We start from the raw sequence: 17,174 nt of genomic DNA, 5'->3' as shown, positions 1-17,174 counted from the left end.
AGTGACAACGACAGGCTGATTAGAAAAAATTGTTATCTTTTCTTAATGCTCTATGCCTATGCGGTCTAAGATTTTCCAACTCATTGGAATCTGTTTTCAGATCGGCAGAAAACGCCGCTTCGTCCATGGGTTTCACAGCCTACTGACTTGCCCCTTCAAGTTCAATGAACAAAGCTCGAAACGCCTGCAATCCAGACAGAAAACCGGCGCACAGGTTCACAGCGCATACAAAAAGCAGGCATGATTTCACAGAATCACGCCTGCTCAAGGGGAGAACTCACTAACAGTTCCAGTAAACCGGAGCTGATGAGCCTGCTTTTATATTCCCGGGATTTCCACCCGTTCCACCTGGGTAATCCGTCGCAGTTTTTTCAGAGCACGGGATTCCAATTGACGAATCCGTTCTTTCGTGACTCCGAAGCGATCGCCTACCTGTTCAAGTGTCTGAGGTTCATTGCGGGCATTCAAACCATAACGATAGATCAGAATGTCTTTTTCCCGACCATCCAGCTGGTCCAGAATACTCATGATGACCGCATGTTGCTTCTGATTGATCAACTCTTCCCGGTACTGACTTTCCCGTTCATCAGTCGACTGAAAGAACAGTTCGTCGTTCCCCGTACGGAACCGGTCGAGGACCTTGTATTCCGCCGGGATTGACCGGGCGTAGTTTTTCATAATTGCCCAGCTGGCGTAGGTCGAGAATTTATTACCTTTGGTATAATCAAATTTCTCGATGGCACGAATCAGAGACATGTTGCCGTCACTGACCATTTCGAAGAAGTTGCCGCCCGGACGAATGTGCCGCTTGGCAATCGAAACCACCAGTCGCAGGTTACTGCGGATAAGGAAGTTCTTCACGTCAGTGCTCTCATCGAGCAGCTTCTCAATCTGATCCATGTCCCTGGCTTTGGGACGATTCGGATCCAGTTTTTCCTGAATCTGTGCCGCCTTGTATTTCAGGAAGTTCAATTTTCTGAAGTAATAAGCCTCTTCTTCCCGCGTGAGCAGCGGAATGGAATACAGGCTGGCCAGATACGGAGGCAGCCCGGGAGGCGTACGTACTTTCTCATTCGACTTATCAACTTCCGGAGCCGGTCCCAGAATGACCTTTTCCGCACCGGACTGATCGAATTCGTCGCTGTGCATATAATCAATGGTCTGGGCATGCAGGCGTGCTGCCCGAGCTTCGGAGATAATCCGATAGATGCTGGCCTTGGTCCGGCAGTAACGCCGCGCCAGCTTATCTACGGGAATGCCCCGTCGGAAGCTGTTGTAGATATCACGTTTCTGCTGATCCGTGATCTTTTCGGGTGCGTTCGGAAATATCGCCAATTCTGGATTCTCCCGATCAAAATTTTTCAGGGTATAGCGAATCGTTTCTGGTGAACGATTCATGTGCCGTGCGATACGACGACTGATCTCGGCGGGGCAGCCCCCATACCGGGCGAGTCGTCTGGCGCGGCGTAAAATTTCTTCGCGATCTTCGTCACTCAACTGACTGAAATTCATGCTGCGGGCGACGTGGCCTTTATTGTTTTGCAGATAACGATCCACGGACGATTTCAGAAATCCGACACGCATCCGACCATTAAACCGGAAGCGGCGGCTGACCAGCCCTTTATCGCGCCAACGGTCGACAGTCTTGGTAGAAATGTTGAACTTCTTACTCAGATCCTGAACGGTGAAAACGTCTTCTTCCACGTCTTCGACGTCAATCTCAGCGCTCTCGGACAGGTCCTCTATGAAGCACCGCACATCATGCATGACGTCGCTGCCGTTGATCATCAGGTCCGGGTAGATCTCGGAGCGATATGTGGTGATCTGTTTGCAGATTTCCGGGTACTGATACTCCTGCTCCAGATCAATCTCTGTGAGCAGAGCTTCTGCACGGTCCATCTGCGCCAGCTTGACTTCGTGAGGTGCATACTTCACCTGTTGATCTGCCAGCTGCTTCATGGCCGGATTGTTATATTTTGAACTGATCATTATTCCCCACCCTCTTTTATGAATGTTCCGGGAAACCCAGCGTGTCCGTCACAATGTTGTCTCCGGGTTTTCATCTCTTCTACGTATGAAAAGACGAATTTGAGAGTAAAAAGTTCACACATAAATTATTTTAGCCAAAGAAAGTTGGAATTCACCTGCAGATTGCCTGATAAACCCGAACCCACCATGCATAGCAAACCGTATCCTGTTTATTATCATGCGCTTACAAAAGTGGCGCGTAATTTACCTCCATACTGTTGAGAGCCCCTTACTCCTTAAAAACAATAGGATTTGCACTCCCAGGGGCTCCCCGAAATTACAAAAATGTGTGAAATATCTCACATTTCAAAGTCGACACCCTGCCTCTAAAAATAGTATACATATGAATTCACACGTTGTCAACCACATTGTACACTACCACACACCAGAAAACCCTCAAAACCCTTTGAGTATACAATCGAACCGATATGAATAAATTTCTCACCAACAGTTGCAGTGAATCCATCAAGATCTATTTACCTTTGGTAATTGACAGATACGATGAAAGGAGCTGATTTCGGCTGTTTTTGAGCCTGAATTAGGCCGAAACCAGTATCCCTGTCTATAAGTACGTATTTCGTGCGTTCTGCATTTGAAGTATCTCCCTTGGAAACTTCAACATATTCTCTCTGAATAGCGGGTAATCTTATGTTACAGCGTGGTCCCAGTTCTCTCCACAAGCGTCCTCGTCAATGGATCACTCTGGTCCTATTGATTTGTTTGACGCTTTTGACAACTTCTTCAGCAGCACCACGCAAGAACACCAAGAAGAAGCTCCCCCCGCTGAATCTGCCTCCCCTGAAAACCCAGGAACAGAAGATGCAGCTGCTCGGCTACATTCGGCAGAACATGCCCACACTTCGGCAGGGGAGTCGCGTGAGCTTCAGCTCCCAGGACCTCGACAAAGCACTCGCATTGGAGTTGGGAGACACTATTTCCCAGGCGGCACCGCTGATCGACGATGAAACCTTTATCCGTCGTGCCTCACTGGACCTGACTGGCACCTTGCCCTCCGCCGAAAAAATCAAAACGTTCGTTGCTGATCAGAATTCAAATAAACGGTCTGACTACATTGATGAATTGCTTGAAACAGAAGCATACGCGCGAAAATGGGCCCGCTACTGGACCTCGGTCATTTTCTACGAAAGTGAAGCCAACAAGCGGCGGGTTAATCCCGAGGCGCTCGAAGACTGGCTCGCAGAACAATTCCGTAAAGGCGCCCCCTGGGATTACATCACGGTCATGCTGATTTCAGCGACTCCCGAACGAAACAAGAAGAAAAAGAACGATTACGGTCAGGATTACGGGCCCAACAACTTCGTCCTCGCCTGCGAAAACAAATCGACCGAGCTGGCTTCCGAAACGGCCCGCATCTTCATGGGCATCAGCATTCAGTGCGCTGAATGTCACGATCATCCCTTCGACAACTGGAAACGAATTCAGTTCCACGAACTCGCCGCTTTCTTTCACCCCTACACCTACAAGATGCCCTCCCAGGAGGACCCCACCGTCAGCACCGTCGTTAAACCTCGTTTTCTGCTCGGTGAAAAACCTTATGAGAACATGAAGTCCGATGCCCGTCGCGTCTCGATTGCCGCTTACCTCGCTTACAATCCCCAGAACTACTGGTTCGCCCGCGCTTACGTGAACCGTATCTGGAGTGAGCTGATTGGCGATGGCTTTTACGACGTAGACAGCCTGGGACCGGACGGCGATGTCGTTCACAAGCCGATCGTCAATCGTATCGCGGCGAACTTCCGCTACAAGGACTTTGATCCGAAGTGGGTCTTTCGGCTGATCATGAATTCCCAGGTCTATCAGCGGGAAATGCGGACCATGGACTCCCCCTCCGAACTCTTTACGGCCATCCGTCCCTCCCGGCTGCGACCGGATGTGGTCGCCAATTCGGTCTCGCATGTGATCGGCGAAAATCCCCAGTTACGGAAAGAGATCGACACCGTCTTCGACGTGAATCCCTCTCTGCCCCAAAGCACCCTGGAAGGCTCGATTCAGCAGGCTCTACTGCTCATGAATCAGCGCGAACTCCAGCAGGCTTTATCACAGAGTGAACTCAAACAGAAGTTACTGGGTATCACATCGAACGAGGAACTGGTGCAGTCACTTTATCTGAATGTGCTGGCCCGTAATCCTACGCCGGATGAACTTCAGCGCAACGTCAGCTACCTGCAAAGCTCCGAAAAACGGGACGAAGCGGTAGAAGACCTGCTCTGGGTTCTCGTTAACTGCACCGAATTTCGTACCAAACGCTGACAGCTCAAACACGGGAATCCCCCCATGCAATCTGATGCGCTCCTCCATCTGAATTTAAATCGCCGCGGGCAGTTCACCCGTCGGAATTTTCTGCAGGCCGCCGCCCTCGGTGTCGCCGGCTCACCGTTGCTCAGTCAGATTCAGCTCAATGCTGCCGAAATGAAAAAGCAGGGCCGCGCCTGCATTCTACTCTGGCTGGCAGGTGCCCCCAGTCAGCTGGAAACCTGGGACCCCAAACCAGGATCTCCCAATGGAGGCGAGACAAAGAAAATCCAGACGCAGACCCCGGGGATCGAAATCGCCCACTACTGGCCCAAGATCGCATCCGTCATGAATGACGTCGCCCTCATTCGCTCGATGACCGGTAAAGAAGCAGCCCACGAACGGGGCACTTATCATCTGCATACAGGACATCGCATGCTGGGCATTGAGAAGTTCCCGCACTTCGGCTCCGTCGTCGCCCGTGAACTGGGAGATCCGAATTCCGATATCCCCAATTTCGTCAGCATCGGACAGACGCTGAGCTCCGGCTTTCTGGGTGTGCAGGTTGCTCCATTCATCATCGACCGTCCCGGTCAGCTGCCCGATAACGTCACTAGCGATGCCTCCGCTGCCCGCCAGCGGCGACGGCTCGCTTTGCTCAGCCAGCAGGAACGTGATTTCGCCCAGGCTGGTGCCGAAGCGCTCGTGCAGGAGCAGAGTAAGCTCTATCAGAAAGCGAGCCTGATGATGACTTCCCCCCGCCTCAAGGCGTTTGAGTTCGATGGGGAATCCGAAGACATGCAGACTGCTTACGGTAAAAATCAACTGGGGCAGGGACTGCTGGTCGCCCGCAGACTGGTGGAAGCCGGCGTCCCCTTTGTGGAAGTCCGCAGTAACGGCTGGGACATGCACAGCAGCATTTTCCGCAACATGGAGCGCCGTGCGGCTGATGTCGACCAGGGGCTGTCTCAGCTCCTCACCGACCTCAAGTCGCGGGGCCTTTTGGAAAAAACACTCGTCCTCTGTATGGGAGAATTCGGTCGGACCCCGAAAATTAATGCCCGCCCCCCTGCTCCCGGACGCGATCACTGGGTTCGTAATTTCAATCTCCTGATGGCGGGTGCCGGCATTAAAGGAGGACAGGCTATCGGTAAAACCGATGAGAACGGCCAGGAGATCACCGACAATCCGGTACAGGTCGAAGACCTCTTCCAGTCCATGTGCAAAGCGATGGGCATCAACGCCGACATGGAACTGCACACCCCCATTGGACGTCCCGTCCGCCTCGTCGATGGCGGCGCTGTGATCAAAGGCTTGTTCGGCTGAGCCTCAACCTGAGGCTCCTCAATCAGTATCTTCGGCTGTAACCGTATTTTCCTGCCCCTTCCCGTGACAGGATGGCGATCCTAGTCCGCAATTTAAGAAACCCGGGTTAATCGAAAACAAGCTTCAAAAAGACTTGGCAGCACTCCGTGACAAAACGTATGATAAAGGAGAGAGCTGCTCCCTCTGCGGCGTTATGGCACACCCTTAACCCTTATTCAGATTTACTTTACGCAAATACGAATTTACAGGCCGATTCATGACCAGCATCGCTGTTCCTTGTCCGCAATGCAAAAAAAAGCTCAAACTCCGCGATAAAAGTCTGCTCGGCAAAAAAGCCCGTTGTCCGAACTGCAAGCACGCATTTGTCCTGCAGCTGCCCGAAACGGCGGCGGTCCAGAGTTCCGGCTCTTCGTCTGCAGCTACTTCCACGGAGCCGACGCCCCCTCCCGTCCAACAACGACCTGAAGAAATAACACCTCCGCCTTCTTCTGCGGAAATTGAAGAAGTCAAAATAGATCTCGCGCAACCCAAGGCTCCCGTCGTCGGCACCTCCGCTAAATGGGTTCCCGATGAACCGATCGAGCCAGTTGCACCCGTGGCTCCCACACCACCGCCTCAACCACAGAATCAGTTTCCGCAGATTGACACCTCAAGTTCGGCCTCTTCATCCACAGGAACACCACAAATTGATACAGGTGCCGGCAGTGGTGGCTTCCCGAACATTGCCGTCGAATCATCTGAGAATGCCGGCGTTGCCCGCATGCGTGAGTTGCGCCGCAAAAACGCCAAGCGTCGTAACATCACCATCCTTTCGGTAATTGGCTTACTCCTGGTCGTGGGCATCGGCGGTTACTTCGCCTGGCCACAGGTTGAGCAATCCATGACCGCTAAACCGGCGGCCCCCGTACAACCACAGACGAACAATGCCACGCCTGCGGCTCCCGTCACTCCCGCTGTCAGCCAGAAACAGGAAGTCGCGGCCAGCCCGACATCCGGCGAGCCGATTCGACTACTCTACGTCCCCGCAGGCACCCGTGTGCTGATTCACATGCACCCCGCTGCCCTCTGGGAACCTGGTTCGCAGGGAGAAGAATTCCGTGCCTGCCTCGGGCCGCTGGGAATCTGGGCCGAACAGAAAATCAAAGACATCTGCATGCTGGAACCGGCACAGATCAAGGAACTTACCATCTGTCTGATCCTGGGCTCCCCCGGTGCCCCGCCCGAATATGCAGCAGTCATTCGCCCTGTCGAACCCATCAAACGCTCGGCACTGATCGCCCAGTTTGATGGACAGCGTCTGGATGACTACAGCTTTCCCGTTTATTCGGGAGGCAAGAATTCGTACATGATCGTCGACGAAAACACTTACGTGATTGGTCCTCCGGGTGCAGATCGCGCCGCCGAGATGGCAGATGCCCGCGAGTTTGAAAGCAGCACTTCCCCGGGCATTGAATCGATCCTGAAACAGTCTGACCGGGACCGTCATCTGACACTGGTCTTCGATCCCGATGAAGTCCGCCGTCAGCGGGATGTCCTCGTCCCCGAAAAAGCACACCCCTTCCTCAATGAGTTTCTGGACTGGGTCGGGGATGACGTGGAAACCATCTCCTGGAGCATGCATCTGAACCCCGATGACTTCTATTCGGAATTCACTTTCCGTAATACCACGATGATCCGTCCCCCACAGTTGGCGAATAATCTCAAGAGCAAACTTGATCAGCTGCCCCACGACATGCTCGAAGGGGTCCGCAAAATGAATCCGGGTACCGTCGGCAGCCGGAAAGTAATCGGTCGCTATCCTGCCATGCTCAAAGCCTTCAGTATGGCCAACAACGAAAAAACGGGCGAGCGCTACGCACAGCTTGTCAGCAGTCTGCCCGAACGGGCCGCCCCCAACCTGGCACTCGCCAGCCTGCTCGCCTGGGATGAATCGACGCGAACCAACTTCGACGTCGAAGTCAAACCACGGCCTACCGGTCCCAAACTGCCGGATAAGGTGGTCGACCGTCTGAAGATGAAGGTTGATGTCGACTTCCGTCGTACTCCACTGCAGGAAGCCTTTGCATATATCGGCGAAGAAACCAAAACCAATATCGAACTCGATGGGGAAGCCCTCAAGCTGGTCGGTTATACAAAAAACATGCCCCAGACCATGAACCTCGGAATGGTTTCCGGACTGGATGCCATTCAGGCGATTTTCAATGTGAAAGATCAGGATCAGTTATGCCTGGTGATTGATGAAGGTAAAAAAACTGCCACGATCACCAGTAAACCCTATGCGAAGAACAACAACCTGACGATCTTCGCGTTTCCACCGAAGCCATAAGTTTCCTATCGGATTCGTAGTCGGGGTGATTGCCCATGGATGTCACCACCTTTCATTGTCCACACTGTCGTGCTGCGCTCCGCATGCGCGGCAGACAGACCGCTGGCACCCGCTTCCACTGTCCCGACTGTGAACAACCGCTGCAAATCACGGCTGCGGAAGAAGGAACGCTCACACTTTCCCCCGTTGAATCAGAGCCCGTCCCCCAGGGCCCTTCACCACTGGCTCTGAAAACCACAGCCGCACTGACTTCAATTCGACAGGGTCTCAAATATCTGGCAGCCAGTCCCGTATTGCTGTCCTGGATCGTGGCCGGCACAGGAGGGCTGGCGATCCTGCTGATGATTCTGTTCGATGAATCACCGACGATCCCTCAACCTGAAATCGATGCAAGTGTCAAAGCAGACGATAACCAGGAACCAGAGGCAGATCAGCCACTGCTCCCCGAACTCGCTGCGGAACCTGAGCCCGGTGCACCGGGGCCAGCAGCTCCTGATATTCCAGCAGTACCAGCGCCAGATCAGTTTGCACATCAGACCCTGAACGCCGTCAAACCGAAACAGATCCCGCCGCTGGTGGCACGTAAACCGGATCCCCAGGACGAACCAGCGGTTCCCGCGACCGACGTAACGGTCGCCCTGCAAATCCCGATCCTCGAGTTTCGTCAGTCCGAAGAAATACCGCTGAGCACACTGATCTCGCAAATCGAAGAGATGCTCGACACCAAATTTCTGATTGCCGACAACGTCAAAAACGATCCGCGGTTACTCGAAACTCCGGTCTCGTTCTCGCAGAAGAACACAAACCTCTCCCGCCTGCTGACGCAAATATTGAGTGAAGCGGCACTGACATTCTCTGTCAAATCAAATAAGATTCACATTGAGAGAGCGGAAGGCTCCTGAAGTCCTCCCGCGCCGTAAATCAAGTTCGCCTTGTCGCGAACCAGTCTGCCCGTCAGCGGGCTTAACCAAAGTTAGCTCTGAACGTGAAACTCGACGACAAAGTCTGTTACTGTTTTCATATCAGTAAACGCAAAATCATCAACCATCTTCGCATTCATCGCCCCCGTCGGGCCAGTCAATTGAGTGAATGCGGCGGGGCAGGCACGGGTTGTGGCTGGTGTGTCCCTTACCTGAAACGCTATTTCGCCGAATACGAAAAAGCGGCCGCCGAAGATTCCGGGAAGATCACAGATCTGGAAGAAGACAGCATCACCGCTGAAGAGTACGCCGAGCAGCGGGATCAGTACATCCAGAGTGGCAAAGGGACGCCCCCTGCCAGATGACCTCTTGAATTCTTACCTGTTCCGAGATCACAGTCATGCCCGCTTCTGAAATGAATTCAGTTCCCGCTTCTGCCGCAGAACAGGAAGTCCTGCTCTCGCTGCAATCGATTTCGAAGACGTACACGACGGGCGATGTGAAAGTACCGGTGCTGCACCATGTGGACCTGGAGATTTATGCGCGGGAGTTTCTGGTCATTGTCGGCCCGTCTGGTTCGGGGAAGAGCACCCTGCTGAATATCGTGGGAGGCATCGACACGCCGACTGAGGGCGAAGTCTACTTTCAGGAACAGAATGTCTCCCGCTTTAACGAGCAGCAGCTCACGCGTTATCGTCGTGAAAACATCGGCTTCGTATTTCAGTTCTACAACCTGGTGCCAACATTGACTGCGCGGGAGAATGTCATTGTCGCCGCCGACATCAGCGCTAACCCTATGTCCCCCGATGAAGCGCTGGAGCTGGTGGGACTCTCAGACCGCGCCGAGCATTTCCCAGCACAGCTTTCGGGGGGCGAACAGCAACGGGTCGCCATCGCGCGGGCCCTGGTCAAACAGCCGGAGCTGTTGCTCTGCGATGAACCGACGGGAGCCCTCGACTTAACCACCGGACGCAAAATTCTGGGGGTCCTGGCCGACCTGAATCGTGAGTTGGGCAAGACCGTTGTGATCATCACCCATAACTCGGCCATCGGACAAATGGCCCGCCGCGTGGTCCGCATCGGCTCAGGCACCATCGCAGAGGCCCGACCGAATCCGCATCCCATTTCCGCTGAGCAGGTTACCTGGTAATGAAAGTGCTGCACCGGAAATTACTGCGAGAACTGCTGGCAGCCCGCGGGGTTCTGATCGCCATCATCAGTATCATCGCGGTTGGTATCGGCTGTTTCATCGCCATGTTTTCGACCTACGACAATCTCGAGTATTCCCGACAGAACTATTACCGGCTCTGTCACATGGCTGACTTCTCGATCGAACTCAAGAAGGTCCCCCTGGGTGACCTTGAGGCGCTCGCACAAACGCCGGGCGTAACCAATGTCCTGCCGCGTATTGTCTTTGAAGTCACCGCCTCACTCGAAGACGTCGAAAAACCACTTTCCGGAAAAGCGGTCTCTCTGCCCGAACATGAAAACGCACCGATCAACAGCATCGTCATCAAGCAGGGCAGTTACTTCACCGATCAGCGACAGGAAGAGGTCATCGTCAACGATGCTTTCGCCCGTGCGCATAACCTGCGGCCCGGCGATCACATTCAGTTGATTCTCAACAACCGACTTCAGGATCTGCTGATCGTCGGCACCGCCATCAGCTCGGAATTCGTCTATCTGATCGGTCCTGGCGGGCTCGTGCCGGAGCCGGAAAGTTATGGCGTGTTCTATCTGAAACATGACTATGCAGAAGATGTCTTCGGTTTTGAAGGAGCCGCCAACCAGATCCTGGGACATCTCGCTCCGCAGTACCAGAGCCCTACCCGTGTCCGCCAGATTCTGGATCAGCTGGAACTCGAACTGGAAGACTACGGCGTCTTTTCCACGACCCCGCTCTCGCAGCAGTCCTCGCACTGGTTCCTGAAAAATGAGATCGACGGACTCAAAATCAGTGCCACCATCCTGCCCACCATCTTTTTGATTGTCGCGGCCCTGGCTTTGAATCTGCTCATGTCACGGATGGCCGAACAGCAGCGAACCGTGGTCGGAACCCTCAAAGCCCTGGGCTATTCCAATCAGGAGATGTTTCGGCACTTCATTCAGTTTGGTCTGCTGATCGGGGTGGCCGGAGGCATCCTGGGAACCCTGCTGGGCTATTCCCTGGCCGGAGCGATGACGGCGCAGTATCGCAACTTTTTTGAATTCCCCTCGCTGACCAATCAGATGTATCCCCGCGTGATTCTGCTGGGCATGCTGATCAGCGTCTTCTTTGCGGTGCTGGGAACATTCCGAGGGGTCCGCACTGTCGTACGTCTCTCACCGGCGGAAGCGATGCGGGCCAAACCGCCGCTACGGGCCCGGCGGATTCCATTGGAGCGGATTCACGTCTTCTGGCAGGCACTCGACTTTCGCTGGCAGATGGTGCTGCGCGACATCTTCCGGAATCGAACCCGCACCATTGGCGGATTACTCTCCGCAACGGTCGGGGCGATGCTGCTGCTGGTTACCTTTTCCATGTACGACTCTGCCTTCGCACTACTCAACTTTCAATACGATAAGCTGCTGCTCAGTGACATCGACCTGACTTTCAAAGACGACCACGACTACTCCGCGTACTTCGAAGCCCAACAGATCCAGGGAGTCGATTATGCAGAACCGCTGTTCCAGGTCGGCTGTACCCTGCAGAACGGCATCCACGAAAAGAAAACCGGTATCACCGGCATTCTGCGAGACGCGCGACTGACCATTCCCCGCGATACCGAGGGGAACCGGGTTGAAGTGCCCCCCACCGGTTTACTGGTCACACGCAAACTGGCCGACATTCTGCACATCCAGGCGGGAGACTCGATTCGCATGGTTCCCGTCTCCGGCGATCGCATTCCCCGCCAGGTCCCCGTCATGAAAATCATCGACAGTTACCTGGGGCTGACCGTTTACGCTGACTTCCATTACCTGAACCGTTTGATGGGCGAAGCCGATTCGCTGACCAGTGTGCAGCTCAAAACGAATCCCCGACCGGAAGTGACGCGGAAAATCTATCGACAACTGAAACAGGTCCCGGCGATTCAGACGGTGAATTCCATCCGCGATCAGAAAGACAAACTGCAGGAAGTCCTCATCGACCAGATGATCGTGATGATTGTCGTGGTGATCGTCTTCTCCTGCCTGATCTTTTTCGGCAGCATTCTCAATGCGTCGCTGATTTCGCTTTCCGAACGTCAACAGGAAATCGCCACGCTGCGGGTACTGGGATACACTCCCGGCGAGGTCGGCTCGATCTTCCTCCGCGAAAGTTTCTCTGTTAATCTGCCCGGCATCCTGCTGGGTCTGCCCGCCGGTTACTGGGCTTCCAAAGGCATTAACATCGCCTACGATACCGAACTGTTCCGCATGCCATTTACCATCTACATGCTGAGCTGGGTGATGACGGTCGTCCTGGGCATCCTGTTTACACTGATCTCACACTGGCCGGTCCAGAAAACCATTCAGAAAATGGACTGGCTCCAGGCGTTGAATGTAAAGGAATAACCATGTCCCGAAAATCCATCCTGATCACAGTCGGCCTGCTGGCGGTGCTGGGGTTGTATTATCTTTTCAGCGAAGCGCCACAGCCCGTGGATGTCACAGCTGCGGAAACCGGTACCGTCAAGGCGTTCATCGAAGAACGTGCCAAGACCAGCCTGCCTCGCATCTATCGCATCGCCATGCCGCTCAACGGGCGGGTGATGCCCATCACCGTGCAGGAAGATGAAAAGGTCACCCAGGGACAGGTCATCGCGGAGATGGATACGTCCGACCTGGATGCCGAAGTCGCGAAAGCCCGCTACCGCGTGGAACAGTATGCCCGCAAAATCATCGAACAGTCCGACAATCGCCTGGAAGACAACTCGCTCGACCAGTTCGATGAGTTCCTCAAATCGATGAATCTCACCGTCGAAGCCGCCAGCAAACAGCAGGATGCCAGTAAAGCCAAATGGACTTACGCGCGGGACGAGTACGATCGCAAGTATCAGCTGTTTCAAAAGAACGCACTGTCGGCCAGTGAACTCAGTGAAGCAGACCTGTTCAAAAAACAGAGTGAAATCGATTACCAGAAAGACATTCTCACCTGGCGGGCCCTGCAGGCCATTCAAAGTGCGATGCAGATTGGCAAAATCTCGATTCAGAAATACAAAGAGAAGAAAGTCCTCTCCGAAGCAGTCCTGCAGGAAGAGAAGAAAGAAGCAGAGTCTCAGCTCGAGCAGTTACAGCGCGACCGCAATCGGGCCACGATGCGGAGCCCCATCGATGGAACCGTGCTGGCGAAACACTTCTCCAACGAGCGTACGCTGCCCGCCGGCGAAATCCTGCTTGAGCTCGGTCAGTTGGATAATCTCGAAGTCGAAGCCGATGTCCTCTCTCAATACGTGGGCAACATCCACGTCGGTTCGCCCGTCGATATCGAAGGTCCCGCCATCGGCCCTGATCCCGTGCAGGGGAAGGTCAAACGGATCTACCCGAAGGGCTTTACCAAGATCTCTTCGCTGGGCGTCGAACAGCAGCGTGTGAAGGTCATCATCGGCTTTGACCGCAACATCTTCAAACAGCTGCAACAGCAGCAGCGGACTCTGGGCACCGACTTTCGGGTGCGGGTTAAAATCTATACGGACATCAAACCGGATGTGGTCAAGGTTTCCCGCTCGACACTGTTTCGCAACGGATCAGGTCAGTGGCAGGCCTACGTGGTTCGTAATAACCGTACGGTGCTCGTCGATGTTGAACCGGGGGTGATGAATGATTTTGAAGCGGAGATCAAAACGGGAATTAAAGCCGGTGATCGACTGATCGTCGCCCCCAGCATGAATCTGACTTCGGGACAGTCTGTGGAACCGCACCTGATTAAGAACCTGGAGCGGTCCCCGGCTGACTGACCTGTTTAGAAGCTGGTGCCAGATGCACTGTTGATCGGAATCTGCCGCGGCTTTTCTGTCGAAGCTTTATCCAGTTGGATACTCAGAATTCCGTTTTGCACGGAGGCGGAGACCTTATCCGGATCGACGGCAACAGGCATGGGTACCGAACGACGGAATTGACCGGAAGGACGCTCACTCATCCGCACGGTCTGACCGGCGGTGGTTGTCGTTCCGGTGCTGCGGGTACCAGTCACGGTCAGCATATTGCCGGCCAGTGTGATATTGATTTCCTCGGCAGTCACACCGGGCAGATCAATATAGACCTGAACCTGCTCGTCCAGTTCCATCAGATCGACACGGGGAACCCAGACAGGGTCGTTACCAAACAGGCCCAGTCGATCCAGGGCCCGTTCTCCCTGTTCGACAGCCACACCCAGCAGCTTATCGAATTCGGTGCGCAGCCGTTCGATGGAATTCGGAATGCCCGTAGAGTCAGATCGCTTGCCTTCGGTTGATTCCTCCGACTCCGACTGGCTGGATTCGGTCTGCGTTGATTCTGAATAGGTAGAGCCGGCCTGTTCTGCCTGGTTCTGTTCCGTGGATGCTTCCACGGTATGAATATAAACGGGATCAGGCTGTCCCGGTTGATCGGCAGATGACATGCTAAACTCCTCTTCCGAGTGCGACTGACGTCGCGCTCATTTCAAATGTGATGTTCCACAAAAGCGCTTCCCCTGCGGGTGGAATCCACTTTTGACTGTATTGTCTCACATCTGATTCGAACTGCCAGTAAAAATCTTGAAAATTACCGGCGGATTTCATGCGGGAGCTGTCATTGACTGACGATAGTAAGCCGATTGAAGCGGTCAGACTATTTCGCGCCGGAGGTCAGACTGGTGTCTTCTTCCTCGACAGTACAGGAGTCGGCGGCCGTCGCGTGGTCGTGTTCTTTCATCTTGTCGCCGACTGAGCAACCACCGCACTGGGAGCAGCCTTCGGCTCCTTCGATGTTGTTCAGACCGCCACACGAGCCTTTGATACACCGGTTGCTGAAGATCACACCAACGGCCATCCCCGCGAAGGCCAGGGCAAAGATTGCCAGAGCAAACAGGACTGTTGACATAATTACTGCTCCTCACCGAACTGCTTCTGCCAGGCAGGCGAGAAGCGTTCTGTAAAACCGGCGTCTGTTTTCACGATGAAATAAGCGGCGATGTCCCGCTCTTGTACCCAATTATACCCCTCATCGGGGCCTAATACCATCAGGCATGTCGCGATCGCGTCGCAATTCATGCAGGTTTCCCCCACCACGGTCACCGAAGCGAGCCCATGAGTCGCAGGTCGCCCGGTACGGGGATCAATGGTGTGTGAATAGCTGACGCCATCCACCTCAAAAAAATTACGATAATTGCCCGATGTCGCCATCGACAGATTGGACAGTGGTACAATCTTCTGCACCACCCGGGTTTCACTCACCGGTTTTTCGATGCCGACCTTCCAGGCTTCGCCACGCTGATTGACGCCCCGGGCCCGCATCTCGCCACCGATTTCCACCAGGTAATTTTCGATACCGCGTGACTCGATGAGTTCGGCAACTGCATCAACACCGTAGCCTTTTGCAATAGCCGACAGATCGACGTACACGTCGGGAATCAGTTTCTTCAGTGCCGCAGGTGACTCCTGCACCTGGATATGATGATAACCCACCTTCTTGCGGGCCGCTTCTATCTTCTCGTCTGCAGGCAGCGTCTTCTTGCCGGGATCCGGACCGAAGTGCCACAGGTTGACCAGTGGGCCGACGGTCATATCGAAGGCCCCGTCGCTGTCTTCACTCAACTTGAGACCGGCTGAGACAACTTTGACCACGGCAGGTGCGACAGGTAACCATTGATTGGGTTCCGCCTGGTTGAACAGGGACAGTTCCGAATCCTTGATGTAGGTCGACATCTCCTGGTTGATTTCCACGAGCAGCTGATCGATATCCTGTTTCAGCTGCCCGGTATCAACCTGTTCTGCTGCAGGGGAACAGACCGTAATGTGATAGGTCGTTCCCATCGTCGGCCCCTCGATCTGCTGCTTCTGTAATGCAGCAGAATCGGAGCCTGATTCATCATTCCGGCATCCCGTGACCTGCAGGCAACACAGCAGCAGTCCGAGCGTCCAGAACCACGCGGATTGTCTGTTAACCGAAGTCATCGTACCGGACGTTCTCAGGTTCAACTCCCAGATCATCCAGCATGTTACGTACGGCAGACAACATCATTGGCGGACCACAGATGTAGTACTCACAATCTTCGGGAGCAGGATGCTTACTCAGGTATTCGTCCAGCAGCACCTGGTGGATGAAGCCCTGCAGACCGGTCCAATTATCTTCCGGCATCGGATCTGAAAGCGCGATGTGCATCTTGAAGTTCGGGAAGTCCTCTTCGATCGCCCGGAATTCATCTTCGTAGAACATTTCACGCATACTGCGGGCACCGTACCAGTAAGAGACCTTCCGGTTGGTTTTGCGTTCTTTGAAGAGCTCGTAGATGTGAGATCGCAGGGGAGCCATACCGGCACCACCACCGATGTAGATCATTTCCGCATCGGTTTCCTGGATGAAGAACTCACCGTAAGGACCGGAGATAGTAACTTCATCACCCGGTTTCAGATTGAAGATGTAGGAGGACATCTTCCCGGGAGGAGTGCCATCCGGTGCACGTGGCGGAGGTGAAGCCACACGCACGTTAAGCATGATGATGCCTTTTTCACCTGGATAGTTGGCCATCGAGTAAGCACGGATGACCGGCTCTTCGACTTTGGACTCAAACCGCCAGAGATCGAACTTGTCCCAGTCTTCTTTATATTCATCAGGAATGTCGAATTCGCTGTATTTGATATGGTGCGGCGGAGCTTCGATCTGAATGTATCCACCCGGCTTGAAGTTTACGTCTTCGCCGACAGGCAGTTCCAGAACGAGCTCTTTAATGAAGGTCGCCACGTTGTCGTTGGACTTAACCTTACACTGCCATTTCTTGGTTTCGAAGACTTCGGGTGGTACTTCGATGTCCATATCGGTTTTGACCGGCACCTGACATGAAAGGCGGCAGCCTTCGCGGACTTCGCGGTTGTTAAAGTGAGAGCGTTCGGTCGGCAGGATATCGCCGCCGCCCTGGAGCACGCGAACCTCACATTGAGCACAGGTTCCCCCACCACCACAGGCAGATGAGACGAAAATCTGATTCTCGGCGAGGGCGCCCAGCAGCTTCCCGCCCACGGGAACTTCGATTTTCTTCTGCTCGTTCACAGTAATTGTGACGTTACCGGAGGCAACCAGTTTTGATTTCGCGACCAGAATGATGGCGACCAGGGCCAACACAATGCCCGTGAACATCACCACGCCTAACAGAATTTCTATACCCATGATTAAACTTCAACCGC

The 17,174-nt window shown here is 54.0% G+C and carries 13 protein-coding genes; 8 read left to right on the top strand and 5 right to left on the bottom strand.

Going from position 1 to position 17,174, the window contains the following annotated elements; all coding sequences use genetic code 11:
* Nucleotides 1–318: 318 nt before the first annotated feature.
* Nucleotides 319–1,989, bottom strand: a complete 1,671-nt coding sequence (locus F1728_RS16535; RefSeq protein WP_145443067.1) for a sigma-70 family RNA polymerase sigma factor — start codon at nt 1,987–1,989, stop codon at nt 319–321.
* Nucleotides 1,990–2,676: 687 nt separating this feature from the next.
* On the opposite strand from F1728_RS16535, the gene F1728_RS16530 reads away from it, so the two are divergent.
* The 8 genes from F1728_RS16530 (at nt 2,677) to F1728_RS16495 (ending at nt 13,769) form a co-directional block, all read left to right on the top strand.
* Nucleotides 2,677–4,299 carry a DUF1549 domain-containing protein gene (locus F1728_RS16530; protein WP_155365047.1) on the top strand — a complete coding sequence of 541 codons (1,623 nt, stop codon included), beginning with the start codon at nt 2,677–2,679 and terminating at the stop codon, nt 4,297–4,299.
* 24 nt (nt 4,300–4,323) lie between these two features.
* On the top strand, nt 4,324–5,607 hold the full coding sequence (locus F1728_RS16525) for a DUF1501 domain-containing protein (RefSeq protein ID WP_155365046.1): 1,284 nt from the start codon (nt 4,324–4,326) through the stop codon (nt 5,605–5,607).
* 256 nt (nt 5,608–5,863) lie between these two features.
* Nucleotides 5,864–7,933, top strand: a complete 2,070-nt coding sequence (locus F1728_RS16520) for a zinc ribbon domain-containing protein (RefSeq protein WP_155365045.1) — start codon at nt 5,864–5,866, stop codon at nt 7,931–7,933.
* Nucleotides 7,934–7,968: 35 nt separating this feature from the next.
* Entirely contained in the window at nt 7,969–8,835 is an 867-nt protein-coding gene (locus F1728_RS16515) for a hypothetical protein (protein WP_155365044.1), read from the top strand.
* A gap of 83 nt (nt 8,836–8,918) precedes the next feature.
* A complete protein-coding gene (locus F1728_RS16510) occupies nt 8,919–9,218 on the top strand; it encodes a (2Fe-2S)-binding protein (RefSeq protein ID WP_155365043.1) in 300 nt (99 codons plus the stop codon).
* Between the two features lie 35 nt (nt 9,219–9,253).
* Nucleotides 9,254–10,003, top strand: coding sequence for an ABC transporter ATP-binding protein (locus tag F1728_RS16505; RefSeq protein WP_155365042.1), 750 nt, complete (start codon nt 9,254–9,256; stop codon nt 10,001–10,003).
* A complete protein-coding gene (locus F1728_RS16500; protein ID WP_155365041.1) occupies nt 10,003–12,387 on the top strand; it encodes an ABC transporter permease in 2,385 nt (794 codons plus the stop codon). The genes F1728_RS16505 and F1728_RS16500 overlap by 1 nt, the downstream gene beginning before the upstream one ends.
* A gap of 2 nt (nt 12,388–12,389) precedes the next feature.
* The gene (locus tag F1728_RS16495; RefSeq protein WP_155365040.1) at nt 12,390–13,769 is read left to right on the top strand and encodes an efflux RND transporter periplasmic adaptor subunit; all 1,380 of its coding nucleotides are present in this window, start codon (nt 12,390–12,392) and stop codon (nt 13,767–13,769) included.
* A 5-nt stretch (nt 13,770–13,774) separates the two neighbouring features.
* Here the strand turns inward: F1728_RS16495 and F1728_RS16490 are convergent, their stop codons facing one another.
* From F1728_RS16490 to nqrF, 4 genes are all read right to left on the bottom strand, one after another.
* Nucleotides 13,775–14,413 (bottom strand): Hsp20/alpha crystallin family protein, encoded by a 639-nt coding sequence (locus F1728_RS16490; RefSeq protein ID WP_155365039.1) that lies wholly within the window; start codon nt 14,411–14,413, stop codon nt 13,775–13,777.
* Nucleotides 14,414–14,622: 209 nt separating this feature from the next.
* On the bottom strand, nt 14,623–14,874 hold the full coding sequence (locus F1728_RS16485; RefSeq protein WP_155365038.1) for a (Na+)-NQR maturation NqrM: 252 nt from the start codon (nt 14,872–14,874) through the stop codon (nt 14,623–14,625).
* 2 nt (nt 14,875–14,876) lie between these two features.
* A complete protein-coding gene (locus F1728_RS16480; protein WP_228030208.1) occupies nt 14,877–15,947 on the bottom strand; it encodes an FAD:protein FMN transferase in 1,071 nt (356 codons plus the stop codon).
* On the bottom strand, nt 15,934–17,157 hold the full coding sequence (gene nqrF, locus F1728_RS16475; RefSeq protein WP_155365037.1) for an NADH:ubiquinone reductase (Na(+)-transporting) subunit F: 1,224 nt from the start codon (nt 17,155–17,157) through the stop codon (nt 15,934–15,936). The genes F1728_RS16480 and nqrF overlap by 14 nt, the downstream gene beginning before the upstream one ends.
* Nucleotides 17,158–17,174 lie beyond the last annotated feature (17 nt).

The sequence above is a fragment of the Gimesia benthica genome (genome assembly GCF_009720525.1).
GTDB lineage: Bacteria > Planctomycetota > Planctomycetia > Planctomycetales > Planctomycetaceae > Gimesia > Gimesia benthica.
Note: the sequence above shows the minus strand (reverse complement) of the source record. Positions and strands in the feature narration are given on the sequence as shown.